Source organism: Fusobacterium necrogenes (assembly GCF_900450765.1).
Classification (GTDB): Bacteria; Fusobacteriota; Fusobacteriia; order Fusobacteriales; family Fusobacteriaceae; genus Fusobacterium_A; species Fusobacterium_A necrogenes.
Genome location: NZ_UGGU01000003.1, coordinates 1,592,943 through 1,619,161, shown reverse-complemented (window position 1 = coordinate 1,619,161; position 26,219 = coordinate 1,592,943). Strand labels below are relative to the sequence as shown.

The 26,219-nt window shown below is 33.9% G+C and carries 23 protein-coding genes, 3 tRNA genes and 3 rRNA genes; 27 read left to right on the top strand and 2 right to left on the bottom strand.

The window, feature by feature from the left end:
- The first annotated feature begins 259 nt into the window (after positions 1-259).
- The 25 genes from DYA59_RS07620 (at position 260) to atpC (ending at position 21,754) form a co-directional block, all read left to right on the top strand.
- Positions 260-1,767 (top strand): 16S ribosomal RNA (locus DYA59_RS07620).
- Positions 1,768-1,889: 122 nt separating this feature from the next.
- Positions 1,890-1,966: transfer RNA gene (locus DYA59_RS07615), tRNA-Ile, on the top strand.
- Positions 1,967-1,975: 9 nt separating this feature from the next.
- Positions 1,976-2,052, top strand: a tRNA-Ala gene (locus tag DYA59_RS07610).
- Positions 2,053-2,148: 96 nt separating this feature from the next.
- Positions 2,149-5,061 (top strand): 23S ribosomal RNA (locus DYA59_RS07605).
- A gap of 119 nt (positions 5,062-5,180) precedes the next feature.
- Positions 5,181-5,297: ribosomal RNA gene (gene rrf / locus DYA59_RS07600) — 5S ribosomal RNA — on the top strand.
- Together the 16S, 23S and 5S rRNA genes with 3 tRNA genes alongside form the textbook arrangement of a ribosomal RNA operon.
- Positions 5,298-5,310: 13 nt before the next feature.
- Positions 5,311-5,386: transfer RNA gene (locus tag DYA59_RS07595), tRNA-Asn, on the top strand.
- Positions 5,387-5,513: 127 nt separating this feature from the next.
- Positions 5,514-5,864 carry a 50S ribosomal protein L19 gene (rplS, locus tag DYA59_RS07590; RefSeq protein WP_005882833.1) on the top strand — a complete coding sequence of 117 codons (351 nt, stop codon included), beginning with the start codon at positions 5,514-5,516 and terminating at the stop codon, positions 5,862-5,864.
- A gap of 107 nt (positions 5,865-5,971) precedes the next feature.
- Positions 5,972-7,315 carry a Sapep family Mn(2+)-dependent dipeptidase gene (locus tag DYA59_RS07585; protein WP_115270931.1) on the top strand — a complete coding sequence of 448 codons (1,344 nt, stop codon included), beginning with the start codon at positions 5,972-5,974 and terminating at the stop codon, positions 7,313-7,315.
- Between the two features lie 20 nt (positions 7,316-7,335).
- Positions 7,336-8,886, top strand: coding sequence for a YfcC family protein (locus DYA59_RS07580; RefSeq protein ID WP_115270929.1), 1,551 nt, complete (start codon positions 7,336-7,338; stop codon positions 8,884-8,886).
- A 191-nt stretch (positions 8,887-9,077) separates the two neighbouring features.
- A complete protein-coding gene (lepB, locus tag DYA59_RS07575; RefSeq protein WP_115270927.1) occupies positions 9,078-10,016 on the top strand; it encodes a signal peptidase I in 939 nt (312 codons plus the stop codon).
- 12 nt (positions 10,017-10,028) lie between these two features.
- The gene (gene rimI, locus DYA59_RS07570; protein ID WP_115270925.1) at positions 10,029-10,445 is read left to right on the top strand and encodes a ribosomal protein S18-alanine N-acetyltransferase; all 417 of its coding nucleotides are present in this window, start codon (positions 10,029-10,031) and stop codon (positions 10,443-10,445) included.
- A gap of 68 nt (positions 10,446-10,513) precedes the next feature.
- Complete coding sequence (purB, locus tag DYA59_RS07565) at positions 10,514-11,947, top strand: adenylosuccinate lyase (RefSeq protein ID WP_115270923.1); 1,434 nt, start codon at positions 10,514-10,516, stop codon at positions 11,945-11,947.
- Positions 11,947-12,462 (top strand): Gx transporter family protein, encoded by a 516-nt coding sequence (locus DYA59_RS07560; protein ID WP_115270921.1) that lies wholly within the window; start codon positions 11,947-11,949, stop codon positions 12,460-12,462. The genes purB and DYA59_RS07560 overlap by 1 nt, the downstream gene beginning before the upstream one ends.
- Positions 12,459-13,814 (top strand): phosphoglucosamine mutase, encoded by a 1,356-nt coding sequence (gene glmM / locus DYA59_RS07555; RefSeq protein WP_115270919.1) that lies wholly within the window; start codon positions 12,459-12,461, stop codon positions 13,812-13,814. Before DYA59_RS07560 ends, glmM begins: the two co-directional genes overlap by 4 nt.
- 14 nt (positions 13,815-13,828) lie before the next feature.
- Positions 13,829-14,536 carry a class I SAM-dependent DNA methyltransferase gene (locus tag DYA59_RS07550; protein ID WP_115270917.1) on the top strand — a complete coding sequence of 236 codons (708 nt, stop codon included), beginning with the start codon at positions 13,829-13,831 and terminating at the stop codon, positions 14,534-14,536.
- Positions 14,537-14,640: 104 nt separating this feature from the next.
- Positions 14,641-14,859 (top strand): AtpZ/AtpI family protein, encoded by a 219-nt coding sequence (locus DYA59_RS07545; protein ID WP_115270915.1) that lies wholly within the window; start codon positions 14,641-14,643, stop codon positions 14,857-14,859.
- 9 nt (positions 14,860-14,868) lie between these two features.
- Positions 14,869-15,246, top strand: coding sequence for an ATP synthase subunit I (locus tag DYA59_RS07540; RefSeq protein ID WP_115270913.1), 378 nt, complete (start codon positions 14,869-14,871; stop codon positions 15,244-15,246).
- A 31-nt stretch (positions 15,247-15,277) separates the two neighbouring features.
- Complete coding sequence (atpB, locus tag DYA59_RS07535) at positions 15,278-16,147, top strand: F0F1 ATP synthase subunit A (protein WP_407918893.1); 870 nt, start codon at positions 15,278-15,280, stop codon at positions 16,145-16,147.
- Between the two features lie 28 nt (positions 16,148-16,175).
- Positions 16,176-16,448, top strand: coding sequence for an ATP synthase F0 subunit C (atpE, locus tag DYA59_RS07530; RefSeq protein ID WP_005882859.1), 273 nt, complete (start codon positions 16,176-16,178; stop codon positions 16,446-16,448).
- A gap of 56 nt (positions 16,449-16,504) precedes the next feature.
- Entirely contained in the window at positions 16,505-17,011 is a 507-nt protein-coding gene (atpF, locus tag DYA59_RS07525) for a F0F1 ATP synthase subunit B (RefSeq protein WP_005882861.1), read from the top strand.
- Positions 17,008-17,532, top strand: coding sequence for an ATP synthase F1 subunit delta (atpH, locus tag DYA59_RS07520; RefSeq protein ID WP_115270911.1), 525 nt, complete (start codon positions 17,008-17,010; stop codon positions 17,530-17,532). The genes atpF and atpH overlap by 4 nt, the downstream gene beginning before the upstream one ends.
- A 27-nt stretch (positions 17,533-17,559) precedes the next feature.
- Positions 17,560-19,062 carry a F0F1 ATP synthase subunit alpha gene (gene atpA / locus DYA59_RS07515; RefSeq protein ID WP_115270909.1) on the top strand — a complete coding sequence of 501 codons (1,503 nt, stop codon included), beginning with the start codon at positions 17,560-17,562 and terminating at the stop codon, positions 19,060-19,062.
- Positions 19,063-19,076: 14 nt separating this feature from the next.
- Positions 19,077-19,928, top strand: coding sequence for an ATP synthase F1 subunit gamma (gene atpG, locus DYA59_RS07510; RefSeq protein ID WP_115270907.1), 852 nt, complete (start codon positions 19,077-19,079; stop codon positions 19,926-19,928).
- Positions 19,929-19,946: 18 nt separating this feature from the next.
- Positions 19,947-21,347, top strand: coding sequence for a F0F1 ATP synthase subunit beta (gene atpD, locus DYA59_RS07505; protein ID WP_115270905.1), 1,401 nt, complete (start codon positions 19,947-19,949; stop codon positions 21,345-21,347).
- A gap of 2 nt (positions 21,348-21,349) precedes the next feature.
- Positions 21,350-21,754, top strand: a complete 405-nt coding sequence (gene atpC / locus DYA59_RS07500; RefSeq protein ID WP_115270903.1) for an ATP synthase F1 subunit epsilon — start codon at positions 21,350-21,352, stop codon at positions 21,752-21,754.
- A gap of 152 nt (positions 21,755-21,906) precedes the next feature.
- Here the strand turns inward: atpC and thiD are convergent, their stop codons facing one another.
- Positions 21,907-22,710, bottom strand: coding sequence for a bifunctional hydroxymethylpyrimidine kinase/phosphomethylpyrimidine kinase (gene thiD / locus DYA59_RS07495; RefSeq protein ID WP_115270901.1), 804 nt, complete (start codon positions 22,708-22,710; stop codon positions 21,907-21,909).
- Complete coding sequence (locus tag DYA59_RS07490; protein WP_115270899.1) at positions 22,710-23,021, bottom strand: hypothetical protein; 312 nt, start codon at positions 23,019-23,021, stop codon at positions 22,710-22,712. The genes thiD and DYA59_RS07490 overlap by 1 nt, the downstream gene beginning before the upstream one ends.
- A 136-nt stretch (positions 23,022-23,157) precedes the next feature.
- Here DYA59_RS07490 and DYA59_RS07485 point away from each other — a divergent pair, with 136 nt between their 5' ends.
- Entirely contained in the window at positions 23,158-24,660 is a 1,503-nt protein-coding gene (locus DYA59_RS07485; RefSeq protein ID WP_115270897.1) for a YifB family Mg chelatase-like AAA ATPase, read from the top strand.
- Positions 24,661-24,751: 91 nt separating this feature from the next.
- Entirely contained in the window at positions 24,752-26,155 is a 1,404-nt protein-coding gene (gene hydG / locus DYA59_RS07480; protein WP_115270895.1) for a [FeFe] hydrogenase H-cluster radical SAM maturase HydG, read from the top strand.
- Positions 26,156-26,219: the final 64 nt, after the last annotated feature.

The window sequence follows — 26,219 nt, the reverse complement described above, 5'->3', positions numbered from 1 at the left end:
TTTTGAGTAAAAATAAGGATAGTTTTCATTAAGAGCTATCCTTATTTTTATGATGTTTTTAAAATTTAAAAAAAATATAAAATAAAAACAAAAAAACTATTGACGAAAAATATTATTTGTGATAGTATATATCTTGTCCGCGAGAGAGCGTGACTAATGATGATAAGGACATTAGCAACAGAATAGAGAAAGATAAGTAATGCAAACACAACAATAAATTGGTGTAAATAATCAGTAGATTTTACTGAGTTTAATAGATTGAACGAAGAGTTTGATCCTGGCTCAGGATGAACGCTGACAGAATGCTTAACACATGCAAGTCTACTTGATCCTTCGGGTGATGGTGGCGGACGGGTGAGTAACGCGTAAAGAACTTGCCCTGCAGTCTGGGACAACATTTGGAAACGAATGCTAATACCGGATATTATGTGAGTTTCGCATGGAATTCATATGAAAGCTATATGCGCTGCAGGAGAGCTTTGCGTCCTATTAGCTAGTTGGTGAGGTAACGGCTCACCAAGGCCATGATAGGTAGCCGGCCTGAGAGGGTGAACGGCCACAAGGGGACTGAGACACGGCCCTTACTCCTACGGGAGGCAGCAGTGGGGAATATTGGACAATGGACCAAAAGTCTGATCCAGCAATTCTGTGTGCACGATGAAGTTTTTCGGAATGTAAAGTGCTTTCAGTTGGGACGAAGTAAGTGACGGTACCAACAGAAGAAGCGACGGCTAAATACGTGCCAGCAGCCGCGGTAATACGTATGTCGCAAGCGTTATCCGGATTTATTGGGCGTAAAGCGCGTCTAGGCGGTTTGGTAAGTCTGATGTGAAAATGCGGGGCTCAACTCCGTATTGCGTTGGAAACTGTCAAACTAGAGTACTGGAGAGGTGGGCGGAACTACAAGTGTAGAGGTGAAATTCGTAGATATTTGTAGGAATGCCGATGGGGAAGCCAGCCCACTGGACAGATACTGACGCTAAAGCGCGAAAGCGTGGGTAGCAAACAGGATTAGATACCCTGGTAGTCCACGCCGTAAACGATGATTACTAGGTGTTGGGGGTCGAACCTCAGCGCCCAAGCTAACGCGATAAGTAATCCGCCTGGGGAGTACGTACGCAAGTATGAAACTCAAAGGAATTGACGGGGACCCGCACAAGCGGTGGAGCATGTGGTTTAATTCGACGCAACGCGAGGAACCTTACCAGCGTTTGACATCCTAGGAAGTTGGCAGAGATGCCTTCGTGCCCCTTCGGGGGAACCTAGTGACAGGTGGTGCATGGCTGTCGTCAGCTCGTGTCGTGAGATGTTGGGTTAAGTCCCGCAACGAGCGCAACCCCTTTCGTATGTTGCCATCATTAAGTTGGGCACTCATGCGATACTGCCTGCGATGAGCAGGAGGAAGGTGGGGATGACGTCAAGTCATCATGCCCCTTATACGCTGGGCTACACACGTGCTACAATGGGTAGTACAGAGAGTCGCAAACCCGCGAGGGGGAGCTAATCTCAGAAAACTATTCTCAGTTCGGATTGTACTCTGCAACTCGAGTACATGAAGTTGGAATCGCTAGTAATCGCAAATCAGCTATGTTGCGGTGAATACGTTCTCGGGTCTTGTACACACCGCCCGTCACACCACGAGAGTTGGTTGCACCTGAAGTAGCAGGCCTAACCGTAAGGAGGGATGCTCCGAGGGTGTGATTAGCGATTGGGGTGAAGTCGTAACAAGGTATCCGTACGGGAACGTGCGGATGGATCACCTCCTTTCTAAGGAGCAATACTTTCTCTATTCTATTGATAATGTTCTTCCAATAATTGTAAGTCAAATGACTAAATTATTAGATGTAGATTTAATAAATCTGCAACATTATTATTTAAGAGATGAATGAGCGTTCGTAGCTCAGCTGGTTAGAGCACACGCCTGATAAGCGTGAGGTCGGTGGTTCAAGTCCACTCGAACGCACCATAAAGATATGGGGATATAGCTCAGTTTGGGAGAGCGACGCACTTGCACTGCGTAGGTCAGCGGTTCGATCCCGCTTATCTCCACCAAATTAATGGACATTGGAAACTATATAGTAAATCAGATAATACAATTTAACTCTAATTTTAATAGAGTTAGCTGTCAATCAATATTTAAAAACTAAAGGTTAAAATAATTAAGGGCACATAGGGAATGCCTAGGTAGTAAGAGCCGATGAAGGACGTGGTAAGCTGCGATAAGCTCAGGGTAGTTGCAATCGAACGTTTGATCCTGAGATTTCCGAATGGAGCAATCCGCTAAGTTGAAGACTTAGCACGAAAGAGGGTACCGCGTGAACTGAAACATCTAAGTAACGCGAGGAAAAGAAAGTAAAAACGATTCCCCAAGTAGCGGCGAGCGAACGGGGATGAGCCCAAACCGCATAAATGCCAAGGATGCAGCCGTTGTTTATGCGGGGTTGTGGGAAGAACTATGAGGAACTGCAACGTACTCAACAATGTTAATGACTGAACTGGAACTAGTTGGAAAGCTAGATCGTAGAAGGTGATAATCCTGTACAGGTAAACTCATTAACTTGTCCGTTCTCTCCCAAGTAACATGGAACACGAGGAATTCTGTGTGAATCTGCGAGGACCATATCTCGTAAGGCTAAATACTCTTACTAACCGATAGCGTATAGTACCGTGAGGGAAAGGTGAAAAGAACCCCGGGAGGGGAGTGAAATAGAACCTGAAACTATGTGCTTACAAGCGGTCAGAGCCCTTCGGGGTGATGGCGTGCCTTTTGGAGAATGATCCTGCGAGTTACGTTCAGTGGCAAGGTTAAGTTTAACGGAGCCGAAGGGAAACCGAGTCTGAATAGGGCGATTTTAGTCGCTGGGCGTAGACGCGAAACCTGGTGATCTAAGCCTGTCCAGGGTGAAGCTGTGGTAAGACACAGTGGAGGCCCGAACTCACCGCCGTTGAAAAGTTGGGAGATGAGGTAGGTTTAGGGGTGAAAAGCCAATCGAACTAGGAGATAGCTCGTTCTCTCCGAAATGCATTTAGGTGCAGCCTTGAGTGTTTAATTATGGGGGTAGAGCACTGAATGGACTAGGGGGCGCATTGCTTACTGAATCCAATCAAACTCCGAATACCATAATTCAAGAGCTCAGGAGTGAGACTATGGGAATTAACTTCCATCGTCAAAAGGGAAACAACCCAGACCACCAGCTAAGGTCCCTAATCATAACTAAGTGGGAAAGGAGGTGGAGATTCATAAACAACCAGGAGGTTGGCTTAGAAGCAGCCATACCTTTAAAGAGTGCGTAATAGCTCACTGGTCGAGAGTCTCTGCGCCGACAATGTAACGGGGCTAAGTTATGAACCGAAGCTGTGGAATTGCGCAAGCAATTGGTAGGAGAGCGTTCTGTAGGCCGTTGAAGGAGAAGCGTAAGCAACTCTGGAGGTATCAGAAGTGAGAATGCAGGAATAAGTAGCGAGAAGGGAGGCGAGAATCCTCCCCGCCGGAAGACCAAGGTTTTCAGGGTAAAGCTTGTCTTCCCTGAGTAAGCCGGGACCTAAGCCGAGGCTATAGTGCGTAGGCGAATGGAAAACAGATTAATATTTCTGTGCCAGTCATATTTTGTGATGGAGGGACGCAGAAGGGTATGTACGCGGAAGAACGGTAGTTTCCGTAAAAGCATGTAGAATGACTTGATAGGTAAATCCGTCAAGTTAGATTTGAGGTGTGATATATAGTCGTAAGATGAATGTACAGATCCCACGCTGCCAAGAAAAGCTTCTAACGTTAAGGTATGACTGCCCGTACCCGAAACCGACACAGGTGGTCAGGATGAGAAATCTAAGGCGGACAGGCTAACTCTCGTTAAGGAACTCTGCAAAATAGCCCCGTAACTTAGGGAGAAGGGGTGCCCCTGGGCGTGAGTATACACGCAATGCAAAGCGCTTGGGGGTCGCAGTGAAGAGGCTCAAGCAACTGTTTAACAAAAACACAGGTCTATGCTAAGCTGTAAGGCGATGTATATGGGCTGACACCTGCCCAGTGCCGGAAGGTTAAGAGGAGGAGTGAGAGCTCCGAATTGAAGCCCCGGTGAACGGCGGCCGTAACTATAACGGTCCTAAGGTAGCGAAATTCCTTGTCGGGTAAGTTCCGACCTGCACGAATGGTGTAATGATTTGAGCGCTGTCTTGACGGGAGGCCTGGTGAAATTGTATTACCGGTGAAGATACCGGTTACCTACAGTAGGACGGAAAGACCCCATGGAGCTTTACTGTAGCTTGGTATTGGGTTTTGGCATTGCATGTATAGGATAGTTGGGAAACTATGAAGATGTGGCGCTAGCTGCATTGGAGTTGTCGGTGGAATACCAACCATTCAATGTTGAAATTCTAATCTGTGGTTTGAAGCCACGGAGACAGTGCTAGGTGGGCAGTTTGACTGGGGCGGTCGCCTCCGAAAGAGTAACGGAGGCGTTCAAAGGTTCTCTCAGGTTGGATGGAAATCAACCGCAGAGTGCAATGGCATAAGAGAGCTTGACTGCGAGACTGACGGGTCGAGCAGGTGCGAAAGCAGGACATAGTGATCCGGCGATTCCGAATGGAAGGATCGTCGCTCAACGGATAAAAGCTACCCTGGGGATAACAGGCTGATCCTACCCGAGAGTCCATATCGACGGTAGGGTTTGGCACCTCGATGTCGGCTCATCGCATCCTGGGGCTGGAGAAGGTCCCAAGGGTTGGGCTGTTCGCCCATTAAAGCGGTACGTGAGCTGGGTTCAGAACGTCGTGAGACAGTTCGGTCCCTATCCACTGTAGGCGTTAGAATATTGAGAAGATCTGTCCTTAGTACGAGAGGACCGGGATGGACAAACCTCTGATGTACCAGTTGTCACGCCAGTGGCACAGCTGGGTAGTCACGTTTGGAACAGATAACCGCTGAAAGCATCTAAGCGGGAAACTGACTTCAAGATAAGTATTCTTTAAGACTCCTTCGAGCCTAGGAGGTAGATAGGTTGGGGGTGTAAGGGTTGCGAGGCCTTTAGCTGACCAATACTAATAAGTCGAAGTTTTAACCTTCAAATAATCAAGAAGTAACAAAGTTACGACTATGATTATTTAGACGCAGATGACTGAAAGGAATCAGCGTTACCTGATATTACTATATAGTTTCAAATGCCTATGTAAATAGACATTAGCTTGGTGAGAAGAGCTACGGGGGTACACCCAGACACATTCCGAACCTGGAAGTTAAGCCCGTAAACGCTGAAAGTACTTGGAGGGAAGCCTCCTGGGAGGATAGGAACTTGCCAAGCTCTCAATAAGAGTGCTTCCTTAGCTCAGTCGGTAGAGCATGCGGCTGTTAACCGCAGTGTCAATGGTTCGAGTCCATTAGGAAGCGCCATTTTTTTATTTTTTGTTAATTATTTTACCTTGACATTTTATAGGAATTATGATAAAATACTAAAGTTAATTCGATATTCCGCTTTAATAGCAAATAAATTAAATGAATATCTTTAGGAGGAGAATAAATGAAAGAAAAATTAATTCAATTAGTAGAGCAAAGCTACTTAAGAAATGACATTCCTGAATTTAAAGCTGGAGATACTATTGCAGTATACTACAAAGTTGTAGAAGGAAACAAAGAAAGAGTTCAATTATTCGAAGGAGTAGTTATTAGAGTAAATGGTGGAGGAATTGCAAAAACTTTCACAATAAGAAAAGTAACTGCTGGTGTAGGAGTAGAAAGAATAATCCCTGTAAACTCTCCAATGATCGATAAAATCGAAGTATTAAAAGTTGGAAGAGTAAGAAGATCTAAACTTTACTATTTAAGAGGACTTTCTGGTAAAAAAGCAAGAATCAAAGAAATCAGAAAATAATTTTTTAGGAGATGGTAATTTCCATCTCCTTTTTCTTTTCTAGCTAAAATAATTAAAATATTATATAATTAATATATAATAATTATAAAAAGTAAAAGGAGAGTAAGATGAATAATAATAATTACTATGAAAAACTAGAAAATAATTTTTCAGAGTTTTTAAATAATTTAGATAGAATAGTTTCTATTCCAAGTTATTATCAAGAAGATTCTACTAAATATCCATTTGGAGAAAATATTCAAAAAGTGTTGGAAGAGATGATAGATATTTGTAAAGAATTAGGTTTTAGAACTTATATTGACTCAGAAGGATATTATGGATATGCTGAAATAGGTAGTGGAGAAAAATTAGTAGGAGTATTAGGACATCTTGATGTAGTTCCACCAGGAGATTTAAGTAAATGGGAGAATGACCCTTTTAAATCTGTAATAAAAGATGGAAAATATTATGGAAGAGGAGCACAAGATGATAAAGGACCTACTCTAGCTGCTATATATGCATTAAAAATACTTTTAGATTGTGGATTTAAATTAAAATACAGAGTAAGATTTATATTTGGAACAGATGAGGAAAATTTATGGAGAGATATGCCAAAGTATGTTGAAAAAGAGGAAATGCCCACAGTAGGCTTTACTCCAGATTCGAAATTTCCATTAATTTATTCAGAAAAAGGATTGTTACAATGTAAACTTATAGCTAAAAATGAGAGCGGTTTAGTATTTAAAGGGGGAGATGCATTTAACTCTGTTCCATCAAATATTATAGTGCCAAAAAGTGAAGAATTAATAAAAGTATTAGAAGAATTAAATTATGAATTTAAAGATAAAGATGAAGTTATAGAGATAGTAGGAAAAAGTGTTCATGCACAAGTGGCAGAAACTGGAATAAATGCTATTAATAGATATATGCATGCTCTTACAAAACTAGGAAAAGAAACTAAATCAGGAAAATTTATAACTGAAAATTTAATAGGATATGATTTTGCTGAACCAATTTTTGGAGTAGTAAAAGATGAACATTCAGGGGAATTAAAATTTAATGTAGGTAAGATAGAATTTACTGAAGAAAATGAAATATTAATGATAGATATGAGAATACCTGTAACTTATGATAAAGAAAAAATAGTAGAAACTTTATCAAGAAAAGCTAAAGAGTATGGATTTGAATATACACAGTATGATTATTTAAAATCTATATATGTGCCATTAGATTCTGAATTAATCACAACTTTAATGAGTGCTTATCAAGAAATTACAGGAGATATGGAGTCTCAACCAGTAGCAAGTGGAGGAGCAACATATGCTAGAGCTATGAATAATTGTGTAGCTTTTGGATGTGTTTTACCAGGAAGTCCTAAGACTGAGCATCAACCAAATGAGTATATTATATTAGATGATATAAAGAAAGCTATGAAAATTTATATGAAAGCTTTTGAAAAGTTTAATAAATAATTTTAGAATGGAGAATATAAATGAATAAAAAGAAAATGCTAAGTGCATATACTATAGTTTTTATATTTTTATTGATAACTGCTGTATTAACCTGGATAGTTCCTCAATCAATAGTTGTAACAAACGAGAATGGAATTCAAGAAGTAATTTATAATGCAATATTTGATAGCAATGGAGAAATTATAAGAGGAGTAGGAGCACAACCAGCTGGGCTTTGGGATATTATTATGGCACCAATAACTGGTTTCCAAAATGCTGGAGCAGTAAGTATAGCAATACTTATGGCAGGAGCATTTTTAGGATTAATTAATTCTGTAGGAGCTTTAGATGCTGGAATAGGAGGATTACTAAAAAGATATACAGGGACATCTCTTATAGCAATTTTAATGTTTGTATTTGCTATATTTGGAAGTGTTTTTGGTTTTTGGGAGGAGATTCCTGCATTTTCAATAGTTATAGTTCCATTATTTGTATTAGCTGGTTATGATGTAATGACAGGACTTGCAGTTTTATTTATAGGAGCTACAGCTGGGAATATGGCTAGTGTTGTAAATCCATTTTCAGTAGGAGCAGCAATTGGAGCAATAGGAAATCCAGAGCTTTCTCTAGGTAGCGGGATGATTTTAAGAATGGTAATATTTTTAGCTTTATATCTAGTGGGAGTAGTATATGTTATAAAGTATGCTAATACTGTAAAAAAAGATAAAGAAAAATCAATAGTGGCAGGTATTGAAGTAAATACAAGAGTAAATGAAGAGGGACATGAATTACCTGAACTTACTAAAAAAAGATTTTGGTCGATTATGGTATTAGTTGGAATAATTATATTACTAATATTAGGTTATATGCCTTGGTATGTAATAGAATTAGATGGTGGAAGAACATTTCAAGATGTTATAAATACTCCTATTAATTTCATAGCTTCAATACCTATATTAGGAAGTTTAAGTGGCTTTAAACATTTCACTCCTTTTGGTGATTGGTATTTTGGAGAATTTGCCTTTGTTTTCTTATTAGGGTCAATATTAATTGGATTAATAAATAGAATGCCAGAGGAGCAGTTTGTAAAAGAGTTTGCAAATGGTGCTAAGGATTTATTAGGAGTAATATTAGTACTTTCTGTTGCTAATGGTATATCTGTACTTATGGGAAGTAAAAGTGAAGGAATGTCTGTAACATTTGTTTATTGGATTCAAACAGCTCTTCAAGGAATACCATCTTGGGCTTTTTCAATAGCAACAGTGGCTGCTTATGTAGGAATAGGATTTTTCTTACAATCTACAAGTGGAGTAGCAGGAATAACAATGCCAATATTAGGTGCTGTAACAATGGCACTTTTTCAAGGTTCAGATATTGGAGCTGCTGGTGGGCAAGTAATGTTGATATCAGCATTTACTGTGGGGATTAATTTTATGTGTGGAATTTATCCTGGAGCAAGTACAATGGGGACATTAGAATTATTCCATGTACCATATGATAGATACTTAAAGTTTGTATTGAAAATATTATTACCAATGTTAGCGATAGGTTGTTTAATAATTTCAGCTTCACAATTTTTAGGATTAATTTAATAAAGAAAAGTGTAGAGAGTTTTATTTGAAAAAATAGACTCTCTATTTTTATTTTGATTTTAATAAAATTTAAAACATTTTGTAGTAAAAGTGAGTCTAAAAAATATCTTTTCAAAGGGAGGTGAAAATTTAATGTAAATTTTAAAAAAATATGATAAAATATATATTAATCAAGGTTTATGGAGTGAAATATGGAAAAAAGTAAATTAATATTGAATGGAATTTTTTATATTATTATAACAATAATATTTATAATTTTATTTGTTAAAGAGAAACAAATAGGAGCTTTTATAAAAACTAATAGAGATAAATTTTCAGACAATCTGGTTTTAAAGTTGGGTTGGGAAGGAAAAAGCTCAGGAATATTTTTTAAAAAAGCAATTGCTTTTATAGAAAGTATTGGAACAGCACTTATTTTAGTTTTAATTATTCAAAAAATTTATTTAGGAAATTTTTTAGTGCCAACAGGTTCAATGGAACCTACTATAATGCCTAAGGATAGACTCTTTGGGAATATGGTAGTCTATAAATTTAGAAAGCCAGAGAGAAATGAAATAATAGTGTTTAAAGAGCCAATTCAAAATAAAGTTTTATATACTAAAAGAGTAATGGGATTACCAGGAGAAAAGGTATTTTTAAGGGATAATCACTTATATATTAATGATGAGAGAATAGATATAAGAGAGTACTCTAGTTTAGGACAATTAGGAGAGGATAACTACTGGATAATACCTAAAAAAGGGGATACAATAGAAGTTATACCTGGAGCTAATTATGGTGAGTATACATGGAGTAAGAGTGGAAAACCAGTAGATGTTGCTGAAGTTCAAAAACAATTAGTAGATAACCCAGGAGCAGTAGCACAAATACTTCCAGATTTAGAATTTAGAGTTAATGGAGAAAAAACAGGGATGGTACTTGATATTATTCATGATTCAAAAGCTGTAGAAAAGATACTTTCTGGAGAAAAAGTTACTGTAACAGCTGATGAAGATTATTATTTAGCTTTAGGAGATAATACTAATGGTAGCTATGATTCAAGAATGTGGGGATTTGTAAAAGAGAGTAGAATAAAAGGAAAAGCTTTTGTAAGATTTTGGCCTTTGAATAGAATATCACTTTTAAAATAGTATGGAGTGAAGATGGGAATAGTTTATGATATTGATGTAAAAATATTAGAAGAATTAGAAAAAAAATGCTTTCCTAATAGTGCCTATACTATAAATCAATTGGAAGAGATAATATCAGATAAAGAGAAGTATCAAATATTAGCAGTAAGTGATAAAAATATAATAAAGGGATATATAATCCTTTTTGATAATAGTGAATCTTTAGAAATTATGAAGATAGGAACTTTAGTTGAATATAGAAGACAGGGAATAGGAAAAATTTTAATAGATGAGATTTCAAAAATGAAAAGGAATATTTTCTTAGAAGTTAGAGAGAGCAATAGTGCCAGAGAATTTTATAAAAGTTGTGGATTTGAAGAGGTAGGAAAAAGAAAAAATTATTATCCTGACACAAAAGAAGCAGCTATTATAATGGTAAAAAATTTTTAAAAATTATACATAATTAAATCACAAAAAATCTATAAAATAACTAATACGTATAAAAAGGATGGTAAAAAATGGAAACAAATATTTATTCAAACCCTCTAGCAGAAAGATATAGTTCAAAGGAAATGTTAGAAAACTTTTCTCCAGACAAAAAGTTTTCTACTTGGAGAAAACTTTGGGTGGCTTTAGCTGAAGCAGAAAAGGAACTTGGATTGAATATTACTGATGAGCAAATTGAAGAGATGAAAGCTAATATCTATAATATTGATTATGAATTAGCAGCTAAAAAAGAAGCAGAGTTTAGACACGATGTAATGGCACACGTACATACATTTGGAGCACAAGCTCCAAAGGCTATGCCTATAATCCACTTAGGAGCAACAAGTGCCTACGTTGGAGATAATACTGATTTAATTCAAATAAAAGATGGATTAGATATTATAAAAACTAAATTAGTAAATGTAATTTCTGAAATGTCAAAATTTGCTATGGCAAATAAAGATTTACCTACTTTAGGATTTACTCATTTCCAAGCAGCACAACTTACTACTGTTGGAAAAAGAGCAACACTATGGTTACAAAGTTTATTATTAGATTTAGAAGAGTTAGAGTTTAGAGAAAACACTTTAAGATTTAGAGGAGTAAAGGGAACTACTGGAACACAAGCAAGTTTCCAAGAGTTATTTAATGGAGATTTTGAAAAAGTAAAAGAGTTAGATAGAAGAATAACTGAGAAAATGGGATTTGATAAGAGATTTTTAGTAACAGGTCAAACTTATGATAGAAAAGTTGACTCTGAAGTAATGAATTTACTTGTAAATATTGCTCAATCAGCTCATAAATTTACAAATGATTTAAGACTTTTACAACATTTAAAAGAGATAGAAGAACCATTTGAAAAAAGTCAAATTGGATCATCAGCGATGGCTTATAAGAGAAATCCAATGAGAAGTGAGAGAATATCATCATTAGCTAAATTTGTAATAGCATTACAACAAAGTACAGCTATGACAGCATCAACTCAATGGTTTGAAAGAACATTAGATGATTCTGCTAATAAAAGATTATCATTACCACAAGCTTTCTTAGCAGTAGATGCTATATTAATCATTTGGAAAAATGTTTTAGATGGATTAGTTGTTTATCCAAAAATGATAGAAAAAAGAATTATGGCTGAGCTACCATTTATGTCAACTGAGTATATCATAATGGAGTGCGTAAAAAATGGTGGAGATAGACAAGAATTACACGAGAGAATAAGAGTTCACTCAATGGAAGCTGGAAAAAATGTAAAAGTTGAAGGAAAAGACAATGATTTAATTGATAGAATAATCAATGATAAATACTTTAACTTAGACAAAGATAGATTATTAGAGATATTAGACCCTAAAAACTTTATTGGATTTGCTCCAGAGCAAACAGAGGAATTTGTAAATATAGAAGTTAAGCCAATATTAGAAAAATATAGTAATAGATTAGGAATGAAAGCAACTTTAAAGGTTTAATGGAAAATAAAAAAAGAGAGATATATTTAACTGCATTTGTTTTAGTAGCACTATATCTTTCCCTTGCAGAAAACTTTATTCCAAAACCATTTCCTTGGATGAAAATAGGGCTATCAAATATAGCTGTTTTGGTAGCCCTTGAAAAATTTGATTCTAAGTTTGCTATTGAGTTAATATTACTTAGAATCTTTATTCAAGGATTAATGTTAGGGACATTATTTACACCTGGATTTATAATAAGTTTTGTTGCAGGGACTTTGACAACTATATTTATGATAGGGTTATATAAATTTAGAAAATATCTTTCATTGATAGCAATCAGTTCGCTATCAGCTTTTCTACACAATCTATTTCAACTCATAGTAGTATATTTTCTTATGTTTAGAAATGTTTCTTTATATTCAAAGTCTATTATGGGGTTTGTGTGGATTTTTTTAATTATAGGAGTAGGAGCTGGGATTATTACTGGCTTTATAGGAGAAAAGTTAAATTTGAGAAGGAGCAGAATAGAATGAGAAAATACTTCGGAACAGATGGAATAAGAGGGGAAGCAAATAGAGAGTTAACTGTGGATATAGCTTTAAGATTAGGATATGCTCTTGGATATTATTTAAAAAGGGAAAATCCAGATAAGAAGAAAATAAAAGTAATTATGGGGTGCGATACAAGAATATCAGGATATATGTTAAGGTCAGCAATGCTTGCAGGGCTTACTTCAATGGGAGTATATGTGGATTTTGTAGGAGTAATATCAACTCCAGCAGTAGCTTATTTAACAAAAGCGAAGAAAGCAGATGCAGGTATAATGATATCAGCGTCTCATAATCCTGCTAAAGATAATGGATTAAAAATATTTGCTGGAAACGGATATAAGTTACCTGATGAAGTAGAATTAGAGATAGAAAGACTTATGGATGATCCAACTATTTTAGTTAATCCAATTGCTGGGGATAAAGTTGGGAAATTTAAATATGCAGAAGATGAATATTATTCATACAGAGACCATTTATTAGCTTCTGTAAATGGAGATTTTTCAGGAATGAAAATAGTTGTAGATACAGCTAATGGTTCAGCTTATAGAATAGCTAAAGATGTATTTTTAGCGTTAGGAGCAGAGGTAGTACTTATAAATGATGCTCCAAATGGAACAAATATAAATGTAAGATGTGGTTCTACTCATCCAGAAATTCTTACAAAAGTAGTAGTAGGATATGAGGCAGATTTAGGTCTTGCTTATGATGGAGATGCAGATAGATTAATAGCTGTAGATAGGCATGGAAATATAATTGATGGAGATAAAATAATAGCTACTCTTGCTATGGGAATGAAAAGAAAAGGGGAGCTAAAAGGAAATAAAGTTGTTACAACTGTAATGAGTAATATGGGATTTGAAAATTATTTAAAAGAAAATGGAATAGAGCTACTTAGAGCTAATGTAGGAGATAGATATGTACTTGAAAAGATGATAGAGCATGATGTAGCTATTGGTGGAGAGCAATCTGGACATATTATATTATTACAATATGCAACAACAGGTGATGGAGTTTTAACTTCTTTAAAATTAGTTGAAGCTTTGAGAGATGAAAAAAAATATCTAGATGAGATGGTAGGAGATATAAAAGATTGGCCACAAAAATTAGTAAATGTAGTTGTAGATAATAGTAAGAAAAATATTTGGAATCAAAACAAAAATATAACAGACTTTATAGCTCAAAAAGAGAAAGAGATGGAAGGATTAGGAAGAGTTTTAGTTAGAACATCTGGAACTGAGCCATTAGTAAGAGTGATGGTAGAAGGGAAAGAGATGGATATGGTAGAAAAAGTTGTAAATGAGATAGCTGAAGTTGTAAAGAAAGAGCTAGCTTAATTAAGGTGAGATAGATGTATAAAGTTTTCTCAAAATTATATGATAAATTTATGGAATTTTCTGACTATGGATCTTGGGAAAAACAGGTAGAAGAGTTAATAAAAGAGGGACAACCTAATGGAAAAACTCTTTTAGATATAGGATGTGGAACAGGAGAATTACTTCTAAGAATGACAAAGAACTATCAATGTGATGGTATGGATTTGTCAGAAGAGATGTTAAAAATAGCTCAAAGAAAATTAAAACATAGAGAAGTTAGACTTTTTTTAGGAGATATGGTTGAATTTGATACTGGGTATAAATATGATATTATGGTGTCACTATTTGATACTGTAAATCATATGGTTTCAGTAGAGGAATTAGAGAGTCACTTAGAGAGTGTGGTTAACTCTTTAAATAATGGAGGAATCTATATTTTTGATGTAGTGGATAGAGAGTTTATGGATATGATGTTTCCTGGAGGACTTTTTGTAGACAATAGAAAAGATATAACTTGTATTTGGGAACATGAGATAGAGGAAGGAGTAGATTATATAGATGCTACATATTTTTTAAAAAATTCTCGTGGAAGTTGGGATAAATTTACAGAAACATATTCTAAAAAGATTTTTACAGACATCGAGATAGAAAAAAGTAGTGAAGTAATAGGATTTAAAATAGTTAAAAAAGTTATAAATGATAAAATTGCTGGAAGAAGAACTATTTACTTATTGAAAAAATAAATAATATTTATAATAAAATAATAAACAAAAAATAAAAAAGAATAAATTTGACTATTTTTATTTTATATTATAGAATTATATATAGTAAAGTGTATGGTAAAATTATGAAATTTGATAGATGGATTACAAAAGATATAATACATGCATTGTCTTTATTGAGTTATTTAGGTTTTTTGATAGTAGGAAATATACTCTTATATATTGCTATCTATAAATTGATAGAGAAGTATTTATTTAAAAGTACGATATTGTTTATAATATTTGTTATGGTAGGGATTATAAGTGGATTTTATAATGCCTATGTAGCAATAATGAAAAAATAAGGTGATTAAGTGGAGAAAGTAAAAAGTTTATTTAAAAGGACTGGAATAACTGCTCTGATAATATTTATTTATGGAATAGTTATTGGAAGTAGAGAAATTTATTTTGGTATGTTTTCAGGAGCACTAATATCCATTTTAGGACTTTATTTATTATGTTTAGATGTAAAAAAAATAGTAGTAACGCAACAGGGATCATATAAAAGAGGTATCTTAGGATATATCCAAAGATATGCTCTATATGGTGTCTACTTGGGAGTGATGGCAAAATTTTTTGGGCTGTCAATGATAATATGTTCGGGACTAGGGCTTTTAAGTGTAAAAGTAAATATTTTGCTTATGGCTCTTTCTGATAAAATTATTAAAGTCAGGGATAAAAACCTAAAGTAATATTAAGATAAGAAAGGAGGTTAAATAGTCAATGAATAAAATAAAAACACTCATTCCAATAGCTATAATAGCAGCAATCGGAGGAATAATAAGAAAACTAAGTTTTATAGAGTTTCAAGTACCTCCTTTAGTAGAAGGGCCAAAAGTTGTGTTTTTTATACCATTACCAGAGTTTCTTCATAAAATACCATTTGCAATGGAGATAGGAAATGGCGGATATGGGTTACCAGTTACAATTACAGTAGTTACTACTTGGTTTTTAATATTGTTTATGTTTATACTTTTTAGAGTTGGAACTAGTAAATTAGAAGTAATCCCAGGAAAATTACAACTTATCTTAGAAAGTATATATGCTTTTTTAGATGGTGTAGTAGGACAAATGATGGGTTCATGGAAGAAAAAATATCTATCATATATTGGACCACTATTTCTATTTATATTTACAGCAAATACAATAAGTTTCTTTCCAATTCCATGGTTTTCTGTAGCTGATGGACATATAACTTTTGCCCCAGCATTTAGGTCACCAACATCTGACTTAAATACAACAGTTGGATTGGCACTTTTAACAACATTTATGTTCTTAAAAGCAAGTATAAAAACAAATGGAGTTTTAGGATATTTTAAAGGTTTCTTAGCACCAATTCCAGTAATGTTACCATTAAATATTGTTGGAGAATTTGCAAAACCAGTAAATATATCAGTCAGACTTTTCGGAAATGCATTTGCAGGAGGAGTAATTATGGGACTTCTATATATGGGAGCTCCAGCAGCAATACCTGCAGGATTACACTTATACTTTGACCTATTCTCAGGATTAGTACAAAGTTTCGTATTTATAATGTTAAGTATGGTATATATTCAAGGTTCTCTTGGAGACAGTGAGTATGTAGAAGAATAAAGTTTTAAAAATATCAGGAGGTAAAAAAATGGATCAAATGTTATTAGCAAAAACAATAGTATTAGCAGCATCAGCAGTAGGTGTAGGATGTGCAATGATAGCTGGATTAGGACCAGGAATTGGAGAGGGATATGCAGCTGGTAAAGCGGTAGAATCAGTAGCAAGACAACCAGAAGCAAAAGGAGATATCATCTCTACAATGATTTTAGGACAAGCAGTATCTGAGTCAACAGGTATTTACTCACTAGTTGTATCATTAATATTAATGTATGCAAATCCTTTCATTGGATTATTAGGATAATCCTATAATCAGTCACAAAAAATAACTGATTATCATCTGGAAAGGAGGTAGAAAATTTGGCGACAACTATAATGCCAGTAGTATCAGTAGATATTAATATGTTCTGGCAGATAATAAACTTTTTTATACTTGTATTTGTGTTTAACAAGTATTTCAAAAAACCTTTAGGTAAAATGTTAGACAGTAGAAAAGAAAAGATAACTAGCGATTTAAGAGAAGCTGATGAAAATAAAAAAGCAGCTATAAAACTTCAAAAAGAATCTGAAGAAATTTTAAGAAAAGCTAAAATTGAAGCTAATGAAATTCTTAAAACTGCTGAGAAAAAAGCAGATGAGAGAAGAGAAAGTATCTTAAATGAGGCTAAAACTCAAAGAGAAAAAATCATAAAAACTGCAGAAATGGAAGCTCTTAAAATGAAAACAGATGCTAAGGAGATATTACAAGAGGAAGTTAAAGTTCTTGCAGTTAAATTAGCTGAAAAACTTATTGAAGAGAGAATAAATCCAAAAATCGAGTCTACCTTAATAGATGAGTTTATAGAAGGGGTAGGGGAAGAAAAATGATAGCTAACCAAGTAGGAAGAAGATATGCAGAGGCTATCTATGAAATCGCAGTTTCTAGTGATAAAGTAAAAGAGATATATGAAGCTTTAAATCAAATGATGGAGCTTTATAAAAATGATAATGAATTTAAAACTTTTATCACTCATCCACTAATTGAATTAGATGAGAAAAAAAGAGTTTTAAAAGAGATGTTTAAAAATTCTGACGAGACAATAGAAAATATAATTTTCTATATCTTAGATAAAAAAAGAATGGAAAACATAAGAAATATAACAGCTGAGTATCTTAAAATTTATTATGAAAAAAATCAGATAGTAGATGTAGAGACTACTTTTGCTGTTGAACCTAGTGAAGCTCAAAAAACTAAGTTGATAGCAAACTTAGAAAAGAAAACTGGTAAAAAAGTCAAACTGGCTGTAAAGGTTGATAAGAGCATCTTAGGAGGAGGTATCATTAGAATAGGTGATACTGTAATAGATGGTTCTATACGTAAAGAGCTAGAAAATATAAAGAAAAGATAATGATTTGTAACAGGAGGTGTAAATCAGTTGAACATTAGACCAGAAGAGATTAGCAGCATAATCAAAAATGAGATTGAGAACTATAAAAAAAGTCTTGATATAAAAACTTCAGGTTCAGTATTAGAAGTAGGAGACGGTATTGCAAGAATCTATGGACTTAGCAGTGCAATGTCTGGAGAGCTTCTTGAGTTCCCACATGGAGTAATGGGAATGGCACTAAACCTAGAAGAGGATAACGTTGGAGCCGTTATTCTAGGAGACTTCTCTCTAATTAAAGAAGGAGATGAAGTTAAAGCTACTGGAAGAGTTGTTTCAGTTCCAGCAGGGGAAGCTATGTTAGGAAGAGTAGTTAATGCCCTTGGAGAACCAATTGATGGAAAAGGTGAGATTAAACCTGAAAAATATATGGAGATAGAGAGAAAAGCATCAGGAATTATCTCTAGAAAACCTGTATCTGAACCGCTACAAACAGGTATTAAATCTATAGATGGAATGGTACCTATTGGAAGAGGACAAAGAGAATTGATTATTGGAGATAGACAAACAGGAAAGACTGCTATAGCTATTGATGCTATTATCAACCAAAAAGGAACAGGGGTAAAATGTATCTATGTTGCTATTGGACAAAAAAGATCAACTGTAGCACAAATTTATAAGAAGCTTGAAGATGCAGGAGCTATGGAGTACACTACTATCGTTGCTGCTACAGCATCAGAAGCTGCACCATTACAATATATGGCACCATACTCAGGAGTAGCTATGGGAGAGTACTTCATGGATAAAGGTGAACATGTATTAATAATATATGACGACCTTTCAAAACATGCAGTGGCTTATAGAGAGATGTCACTATTACTTAAGAGACCACCTGGAAGGGAAGCTTATCCAGGAGACGTATTCTACTTACACTCAAGATTACTTGAAAGAGCAGCAAAACTATCTGATAAATTAGGTGGAGGTTCAATAACAGCTCTACCAATAATTGAAACACAAGCTGGAGATGTATCTGCATATATTCCAACAAACGTAATTTCAATTACAGATGGACAAATATTCCTAGATTCTCAATTATTTAACTCTGGATTCAGACCAGCTATCAACGCAGGGATCTCAGTTTCAAGGGTTGGAGGGTCTGCTCAAATAAAAGCTATGAAACAAGTTGCTGCTAAAGTAAAACTTGAATTAGCACAATACAATGAGTTATTAACATTTGCTCAATTTGGTTCTGACCTAGATAAAGCTACAAAAGCTCAACTAGAAAGAGGACACAGAATCATGGAAGTATTAAAGCAATCTCAATATAAACCATATGCTGTTGAAGAGCAAGTAGTATCATTCTTTGCATTAATCAATGGATACTTAGATTCTGTTGAATTAGATAAAGTAAGAAGATTTGAAGCAGAATTAATAACTGAATTAAAAAATACAACTAATATTCTTGATGAAATTAGAGAGAAAAAAGCTCTTGATAAAGAGATTGAAGCTAAATTAGGAGATGCTATTAACGCATTTAAAAAGAATTTTAACTAGGAAGAGGTGGGAGAATGGCTGGAGCTAAAGAGATAAAAAATAGAATAAAAAGTGTTCAGTCTACTCACCAAATTACTAAAGCCATGGAAATAGTTTCCACTACAAAATTTAAAAGATTTTCAGCTCTAGTTGTAAAATCTAGACCATTTGCTGAGAGTATTCAAACTATACTTTCAAATATAGCAGCTGGAATAAAAAGTGAAAGACACCCTCTTTTTGATGGAAGAGATGAAGTTAAAAAGATTGGTGTTATAGTTATGACTTCTGATACAGGACTTTGTGGAAGTTTTAACCATGCAACACTAAAAGAGTTAGAAAAGATTAGAAAAGCTAATAGTGGAAAAGAGGTTTCAGTAATTGCTATCGGAAAGAAAGCAAGAGATTACTGTACTAAGAGAAATTATGATTTAAAAGCAAGTTATGTACAACTTGTTCCTGAAACTATGGGTAAAAAAGCTCAAGAGATCAGTGAAAATATTGTAGATTACTACTATGAAAACATCTTTGATGAAGTATATGTAATTTATAATAAATTCGTATCAGCTCTTAGAAGTGATTTAACAGTTAAAAGACTTATTCCAATAGAAAGAGTAGAGGCTAAAGAAAATACTTCATATATTTTTGAACCAGATGCAGAAACAATTTTATCTGCTCTTCTTCCAAAATATTTAAATGTTGAGATTTATCAAGCTCTATTAAATAATGCTGCAAGTGAGCATTCAGCTAGAAAGAACTCTATGAAGAATGCAACTGAAAATGCAGAAGAGATGATGACAATGCTTAACTTGAAGTACAATAGAGAAAGACAAGCTGCAATCACTCAAGAAATCACAGAGATTGTTGGTGGAGCAGCAGCTTTAAATTAATGATTAGGAGGCAATAGGGTGGAAAACAAAGGAACTATAACTCAGATTATTAGTGCCGTTGTAGACGTTGCTTTTAAAGATAAATTGCCTAATATATATAATGCCTTAAAAGTTAAGGTTGATGATAAAGAGCTTGTACTTGAAGTACAACAACACTTAGGTAATAATGTAATAAGAGCAGTAGCAATGGATTCTACTGACGGACTACAAAGAGGTATGGAAGTAACAGATACTGGAGCACCTATAAAGGTACCAGTAGGAAAAGCAGTATTAGGAAGAATATTAAATGTTTTAGGACAACCAGTTGATGATAACGGACCAGTTGAAACAGATGAGTATTTACCTATACATAGAGATGCTCCAAGCTTTGAGGAGCAAGAAACAGAAACTGAAATTTTCGAAACAGGAATCAAAGTAATAGACCTTTTAGCACCATATATTAAAGGAGGAAAAATTGGTCTATTCGGAGGAGCTGGAGTAGGAAAAACAGTTTTGATCATGGAGCTTATCAATAACATTGCTAAGGGACATGGAGGACTTTCAGTATTTGCTGGAGTAGGAGAAAGAACAAGAGAAGGAAGAGACCTTTATGATGAAATGACTGAATCAGGAGTTTTATCTAAAACATCTCTAGTTTATGGACAAATGAATGAGCCACCTGGAGCAAGACTAAGAGTTGCTTTAACAGGATTAACTGTAGCAGAGAACTTCAGAGATAAAGAGGGACAAGATGTTTTACTATTTATAGATAACATATTCAGATTTACACAAGCTGGATCTGAAGTATCAGCTCTATTAGGAAGAATGCCTTCTGCCGTTGGATATCAACCAAACCTAGCTACAGAGATGGGAGCTCTTCAAGAAAGAATCACATCTACTAAATCTGGATCAATTACATCAGTTCAAGCTGTATATGTACCAGCAGACGACTTAACTGACCCAGCACCAGCAACAACATTCTCACACTTAGATGCTACAACAGTTCTGTCAAGACAAATAGCATCACTAGGAATCTATCCAGCAGTTGACCCATTAGATTCAACATCTAAAGCTCTATCCGCTGATATAGTTGGAACTGAGCACTACAATGTTGCTAGAGAGGTACAAGAAGTATTACAAAGATATAAAGAACTTCAAGATATCATTGCTATTCTAGGTATGGACGAGTTATCTGATGAAGATAAACTTACTGTATCAAGAGCAAGAAAAATTCAAAGATTCTTCTCTCAACCATTCTCAGTTGCTGAGCAATTTACAGGAATGGAAGGAAAATATGTTCCAGTAAAAGAGACAATCAGAGGATTTAAAGAGATATTAGAAGGTAAACATGACGATATCCCTGAACAAGCTTTCCTATATGTAGGAACAATAGAGGAGGCAGTAGCAAAGGCGAGAGACCTTATGAAAGGGGATGAATAGTTATGGCTACATTTAAAATAAAAGTTGTAACTTATGAGGAGAAAGTTCTTGAGCAAGAAGCTGAGTTTGTTCTTGTAAGAACAACAGAAGGAGATATGGGAATACTTCCTAATCACTCTCCATTTATAGCTGGGCTTAGTACAGGAGAAATGAAAATAAGACTTGATGGAAAAGAAGATAAATACTTTGTTTCAGAAGGATTATTAGAAATTTCTAACAATGTGGTAACTATTATAGCTAGTGAAGCTATACCAGCTGATCAGCTTGATGTAGAGAGAGCTAAAAGAGAGGTAGAAGAACTTAAAGCAAAACTTGATAAACTTCAAGAAGATAAGGATATTCTTCTAACTCAAAAAAATCTACATAAAGCGTTAATGAAAGTACATGTTGCAGAGAAATTATTGTAAATAAAAAAGCAGTCAATTTTGGCTGCTTTTAATTTATTATTTATAATTGTAGTTTTAGATAATTTTTGTAAAGAGGAGAAAAAAGAATACTAGAGATATTCAGATATACTCTTTCATTTTTTGATATTTTTTTATTGGATTGCTCATTTGTTTTAATATTTGATGCTCAATTTCTTATAAATTTCAATAAAATGTCCCAATGGCCCTATTCCATGACCTAAGTCAAAAGAGTTTTCAATGGCTTTGGTAATATATTTTTTTCCAAGCTCTACACTAATTGGAATACTTTTTTCTTTAGCTAAAAAAGTTGTGATAGCAGATGAAAGAGTACAACCTGTTCCATGAGTATTTTTATTTTCTAGTCTAGGTGTAGTGTAGTGATAAAAACTATTTTCAAAGTATAGTGTATCAGTACAACTATTTTCATCACTGTGTCCACCCTTTATTAAGATAGCTTTTACTCCAAGTTTTGCAATTTTGATACAAGCTTTTTTTATATCTTCTTGAGTTTTTATTTTCATATCAGCTAATATTTCAGTTTCTGGAATATTTGGAGTAACAAGGGTACTAATAGAGATAAGAGATTTTAATTCCTCTACTGCTTCAGGTTTAAGAAGATGATAACCATTTTTAGAAACCATAACAGTATCAATTACAATATTTTTAGCAGAATACTTTAAAAGTTTTTCTCTAATAATTTTAATTATCTCTACATCTGAAACCATACCTATCTTTACTCCATCAATCTCTATATCAGAGAAAAGAGACTCTAGTTGTTCTCCAATAATTTCAGGAGTAAGAGGGAAAGATTTTTGTACTCCAAGGGAGTTTTGAGCAGTAACAGCTGTGATAACACTCATACCATGTACACCCAAAGCCCCCATAGTTTTAATATCTGCTTGAATTCCAGCTCCACCACTACTATCAGAACCAGCTATAGTTAAAACATTTTTCATTATAACTCCTCTGTAATATCTTTAGCATAGTAGTTAGGGAATTTTTCATTTAAAAATTTTTCTCCAAGCTGTTGAGTTTCTTTTATATATCTTTTTACATTATCATAGTTTTCAGGAGAGTGCAATCCTGTTTCTATAATTTGAAAAAATTCCAACTCTTCCTTTTTTATTGTAGTATTATTAAAGTCAAATTTTCCAGTATTTTTATAAGGAAAGTATATTTTTTCTAAAATTTCTTCTTTAGATAGAAAATTTAAAATTTTCTTAATCTCATTTTCATTTTTTAATTTAAAAAATACACTATAAAACATATATTTATCTCCTTTTAATTAATTTACTATCTTGATTATATTATAAGTATGAGTATTTTTCAAGTACTAAGAGTAGAATAAATATTTAAATATGGTATAATTGTACTAAGATGATATTTTTGGGGAGAGTGGTAATATGAATAAAAAAGTTTTGAGTTCTAGTTATATAGGTATAGAATCATTTCTTGTAGAGGTAGAAGTAGATATAAGTAATGGACTTCCTAATTTTTCTATAATAGGTTTGGGAGATACAGCCATTTCAGAAAGTAAAGACAGAATAAGAACTGCTTTAAAAAATAGTAATTTTAAGTTAGAACCTAAAAAGATAATAATAAATTTATCTCCGGCTGGTGTAAAAAAAGAGGGAGCGCATTTTGATTTACCTATTGCTGTTGGTATAATGATGGCCATGGGTTTTTTAAAAGATCGATATAATATATTAGAACATTATCTATTTTTAGGAGAATTGTCATTGAACGGGGATATTAAAAGAGTTAGAGGAGCGCTTAATAGTGTAATCTTTGCAAAAGAAAAAGGGTATAAAGGGGTAGTACTTCCAGTAGAAAATTATCAAGAAGCTACTTTGATAAAAGGAGTAGAGGTAATACCTGTGAAAAATTTACAAGATGTGGCTGAGTTTATATCTAAAAATATAGTAAAAGATGTACAAAGGAAAATAATACCTTCTATTGAAGGACCAGAATTAGATTTTTCTGATGTAAAAGGACAGACGATGGCGAAAAGAGCTTTAGAGATTGCAGCAGCAGGTAAACATAATTTAATTATGATAGGAAGTCCAGGCTCTGGAAAAACAATGTTATGCAAGAGAATAACAACTATATTACCATCATTGAATGAAAAAGAAATAGTAGATAGTACTAAGATATATAGTATTGCAGGTGAACTTTCAGAAGAGAGACCAATAATAGATATTCCTCCATTTAGAGCACCACATCATACAAGTACTCCAGTAGCTATAGTAGGAGGAGGAAAAAAGGTAATACCGGGAGAGGTAAGTTTAGCTTCTGGGGGAGTTCTTTTTTTAGATGAGTTAGCTGAATTTTCAAGAAGTGTACTAGAGAGTTTGAGGCAACCTTTAGAAGATGGAATAGTTTCAATTTCAAGAGCTCAATATAGGGTTGAATTTAAAACAGACTTCATTTTTATTGGAGCTAGTAACCCGTGTCCTTGTGGATTTTTATTAGATGACAATGGAAAGTGTAACTGTACTCAAACAGAGATAAATAAATATATGAAGAAAATCTCAGGACCAATTATGGATAGAATAGATTTGCACGTAGAGATGAGAAGACTTACAGAGGAAGAACTTATGACCTATAAGTCTGGAGAGAGTTCAAAAGAGATTAAAGAGAGAGTTTTAAAAGCTAGAGAGATTCAGAGAAAAAGATATGGAGAGGGAGCATATAATGGTACTATCTCTCAAAAACAAATTCAAAAATATTGTAAGTTATCAAAAGAGAATATGGAATATTTTAAAAGAGTAATTCAAGTAATGGAAATTTCAGCTAGGGGATATGATAAAATTTTAAAAGTAGCAAGGACAATTGCTGACTTAGCAGGAAGTGAAAATATTGAGAAAGAACATCTTATGGAAGCTGTATCCTTCAGAAATAGATAAAAAAAATAAAAAATATGACCTTTTTTATTCAGATTATGATATAATAAGAATTAATTTACTTTAAAAGTCAATTTTGATTGGAGGATGAGGAATGAAAGAAGAGAAATATGATATTGATTTTTTAGATGCAGATAAAATTTATTCTATATTAGGTTTTGCCAAAGAAAAAGCAAAAAATAGAAATGAAGTAGAAAAAATAATTCAAAAGGCAGCTCTAGCGGAAGGAATAACTGCAGAAGAGGCAGCTATTCTTCTAAATGTTGAAGATAAAGAGCTATTAGCTAAGATGTTTAAGGTAGCTAAACAAGTAAAAGAAAAAATTTATGGAAAAAGAATAGTTATGTTTGCTCCACTTTATGTAAGTAACTATTGTGTAAATAATTGTGTTTATTGTGGATATCAACATTGTAATGAAGATTTGAATAGAAAAAAATTAACGAGAGAAGAGTTAATAAATGAAGTTAAAGCTCTTGAAAAATTAGGACATAAGAGAATAGTTTTAGAAGCTGGGGAGGATCCAGTCAATTGTTCTTTAGATTATATTTTACAATGTATTAAGGATATATACTCTATAAAATTTGAAAATGGAAATATAAGAAGAATAAATATCAATATAGCAGCTACAACTGTTGAAAATTATAAAAAATTAAAAGAAGCTGAGATAGGAACTTATACTCTTTTCCAAGAGTCTTTCCACAAACCTACTTATGAAAAATTACATTTATCTGGACCTAAAAAAGATTACTACTACCATACAACAGCTATGTTCAGAGCTAGAGAAGCTGGAATAGATGATGTCGGTATAGGAGTATTATATGGATTATACGAACATAAATATGAAACAGTAGCTATGATACTTTATGCTAATGAGTTAGAAAGAGTTACTGGTGTAGGGCCTCATACAATATCAGTTCCAAGATTAAGAGAGGCTAGTAATGTGACTTTAGCTCAATATCCATATTTAGTAAATGATGAAGAGTTTAAGAGATTAGTAGCTGTATTAAGACTTGCTGTACCATATACAGGAATGATTTTATCTACAAGGGAGGAAGCAGGATTTAGAGATGAAGTAATTGAATTGGGGATATCTCAAGTAAGTACAGGTTCTTGTACAGGTGTAGGAGGATATTCTGAAGCAAATGAAAATACTGCTCAATTTGAAGTAGGAGATCATCGTTCTCCAATGGAGATGTTAGCAAGTTTAATAAATAGTGGATATATTCCAAGTTATTGTACAGCTTGTTATCGTTCAGGAAGAACTGGAGATAGATTTATGGAGATAGCTAAGAGTGGGAAAATAAATGTAATGTGTGAAGCTAATGCCCTTATGACATTAAAAGAGTTTTTACTAGATTATGCTAATGAAGATTTAAGAAAACTTGGAGATACAGCAATATTAGAGGCCATTGAAAAGATGCCAAATGAAAATTTTAAAAATAAAATAAAAGGATTTTTAAAAGATATTGAGAATGGAAAAAGAGATATTTCAGTATAGTAATCTGAAAGAGAAATTATTTCTGCAACTATTAGACTGAAATTTTAAAATGGGCTTATTAATA

Coding starts and splice junctions, on each gene's coding strand:
- atpC (WP_115270903.1), top strand. CDS start 21,350: ATGGCTACATTTAAAATAAAAGTTGTAACTTATGAGGAGAAAGTTCTT.
- rimI (WP_115270925.1), top strand. CDS start 10,029: ATGGGAATAGTTTATGATATTGATGTAAAAATATTAGAAGAATTAGAA.
- DYA59_RS07560 (WP_115270921.1), top strand. CDS start 11,947: ATGGAAAATAAAAAAAGAGAGATATATTTAACTGCATTTGTTTTAGTA.
- DYA59_RS07580 (WP_115270929.1), top strand. CDS start 7,336: ATGAATAAAAAGAAAATGCTAAGTGCATATACTATAGTTTTTATATTT.
- atpG (WP_115270907.1), top strand. CDS start 19,077: ATGGCTGGAGCTAAAGAGATAAAAAATAGAATAAAAAGTGTTCAGTCT.
- DYA59_RS07485 (WP_115270897.1), top strand. CDS start 23,158: ATGAATAAAAAAGTTTTGAGTTCTAGTTATATAGGTATAGAATCATTT.
- atpB (WP_407918893.1), top strand. CDS start 15,278: ATGAATAAAATAAAAACACTCATTCCAATAGCTATAATAGCAGCAATC.
- glmM (WP_115270919.1), top strand. CDS start 12,459: ATGAGAAAATACTTCGGAACAGATGGAATAAGAGGGGAAGCAAATAGA.
- DYA59_RS07585 (WP_115270931.1), top strand. CDS start 5,972: ATGAATAATAATAATTACTATGAAAAACTAGAAAATAATTTTTCAGAG.
- DYA59_RS07550 (WP_115270917.1), top strand. CDS start 13,829: ATGTATAAAGTTTTCTCAAAATTATATGATAAATTTATGGAATTTTCT.
- purB (WP_115270923.1), top strand. CDS start 10,514: ATGGAAACAAATATTTATTCAAACCCTCTAGCAGAAAGATATAGTTCA.
- rplS (WP_005882833.1), top strand. CDS start 5,514: ATGAAAGAAAAATTAATTCAATTAGTAGAGCAAAGCTACTTAAGAAAT.
- hydG (WP_115270895.1), top strand. CDS start 24,752: ATGAAAGAAGAGAAATATGATATTGATTTTTTAGATGCAGATAAAATT.
- atpH (WP_115270911.1), top strand. CDS start 17,008: ATGATAGCTAACCAAGTAGGAAGAAGATATGCAGAGGCTATCTATGAA.
- atpE (WP_005882859.1), top strand. CDS start 16,176: ATGGATCAAATGTTATTAGCAAAAACAATAGTATTAGCAGCATCAGCA.
- DYA59_RS07545 (WP_115270915.1), top strand. CDS start 14,641: ATGAAATTTGATAGATGGATTACAAAAGATATAATACATGCATTGTCT.
- DYA59_RS07490 (WP_115270899.1), bottom strand. CDS start 23,021: ATGTTTTATAGTGTATTTTTTAAATTAAAAAATGAAAATGAGATTAAG.
- lepB (WP_115270927.1), top strand. CDS start 9,078: ATGGAAAAAAGTAAATTAATATTGAATGGAATTTTTTATATTATTATA.
- thiD (WP_115270901.1), bottom strand. CDS start 22,710: ATGAAAAATGTTTTAACTATAGCTGGTTCTGATAGTAGTGGTGGAGCT.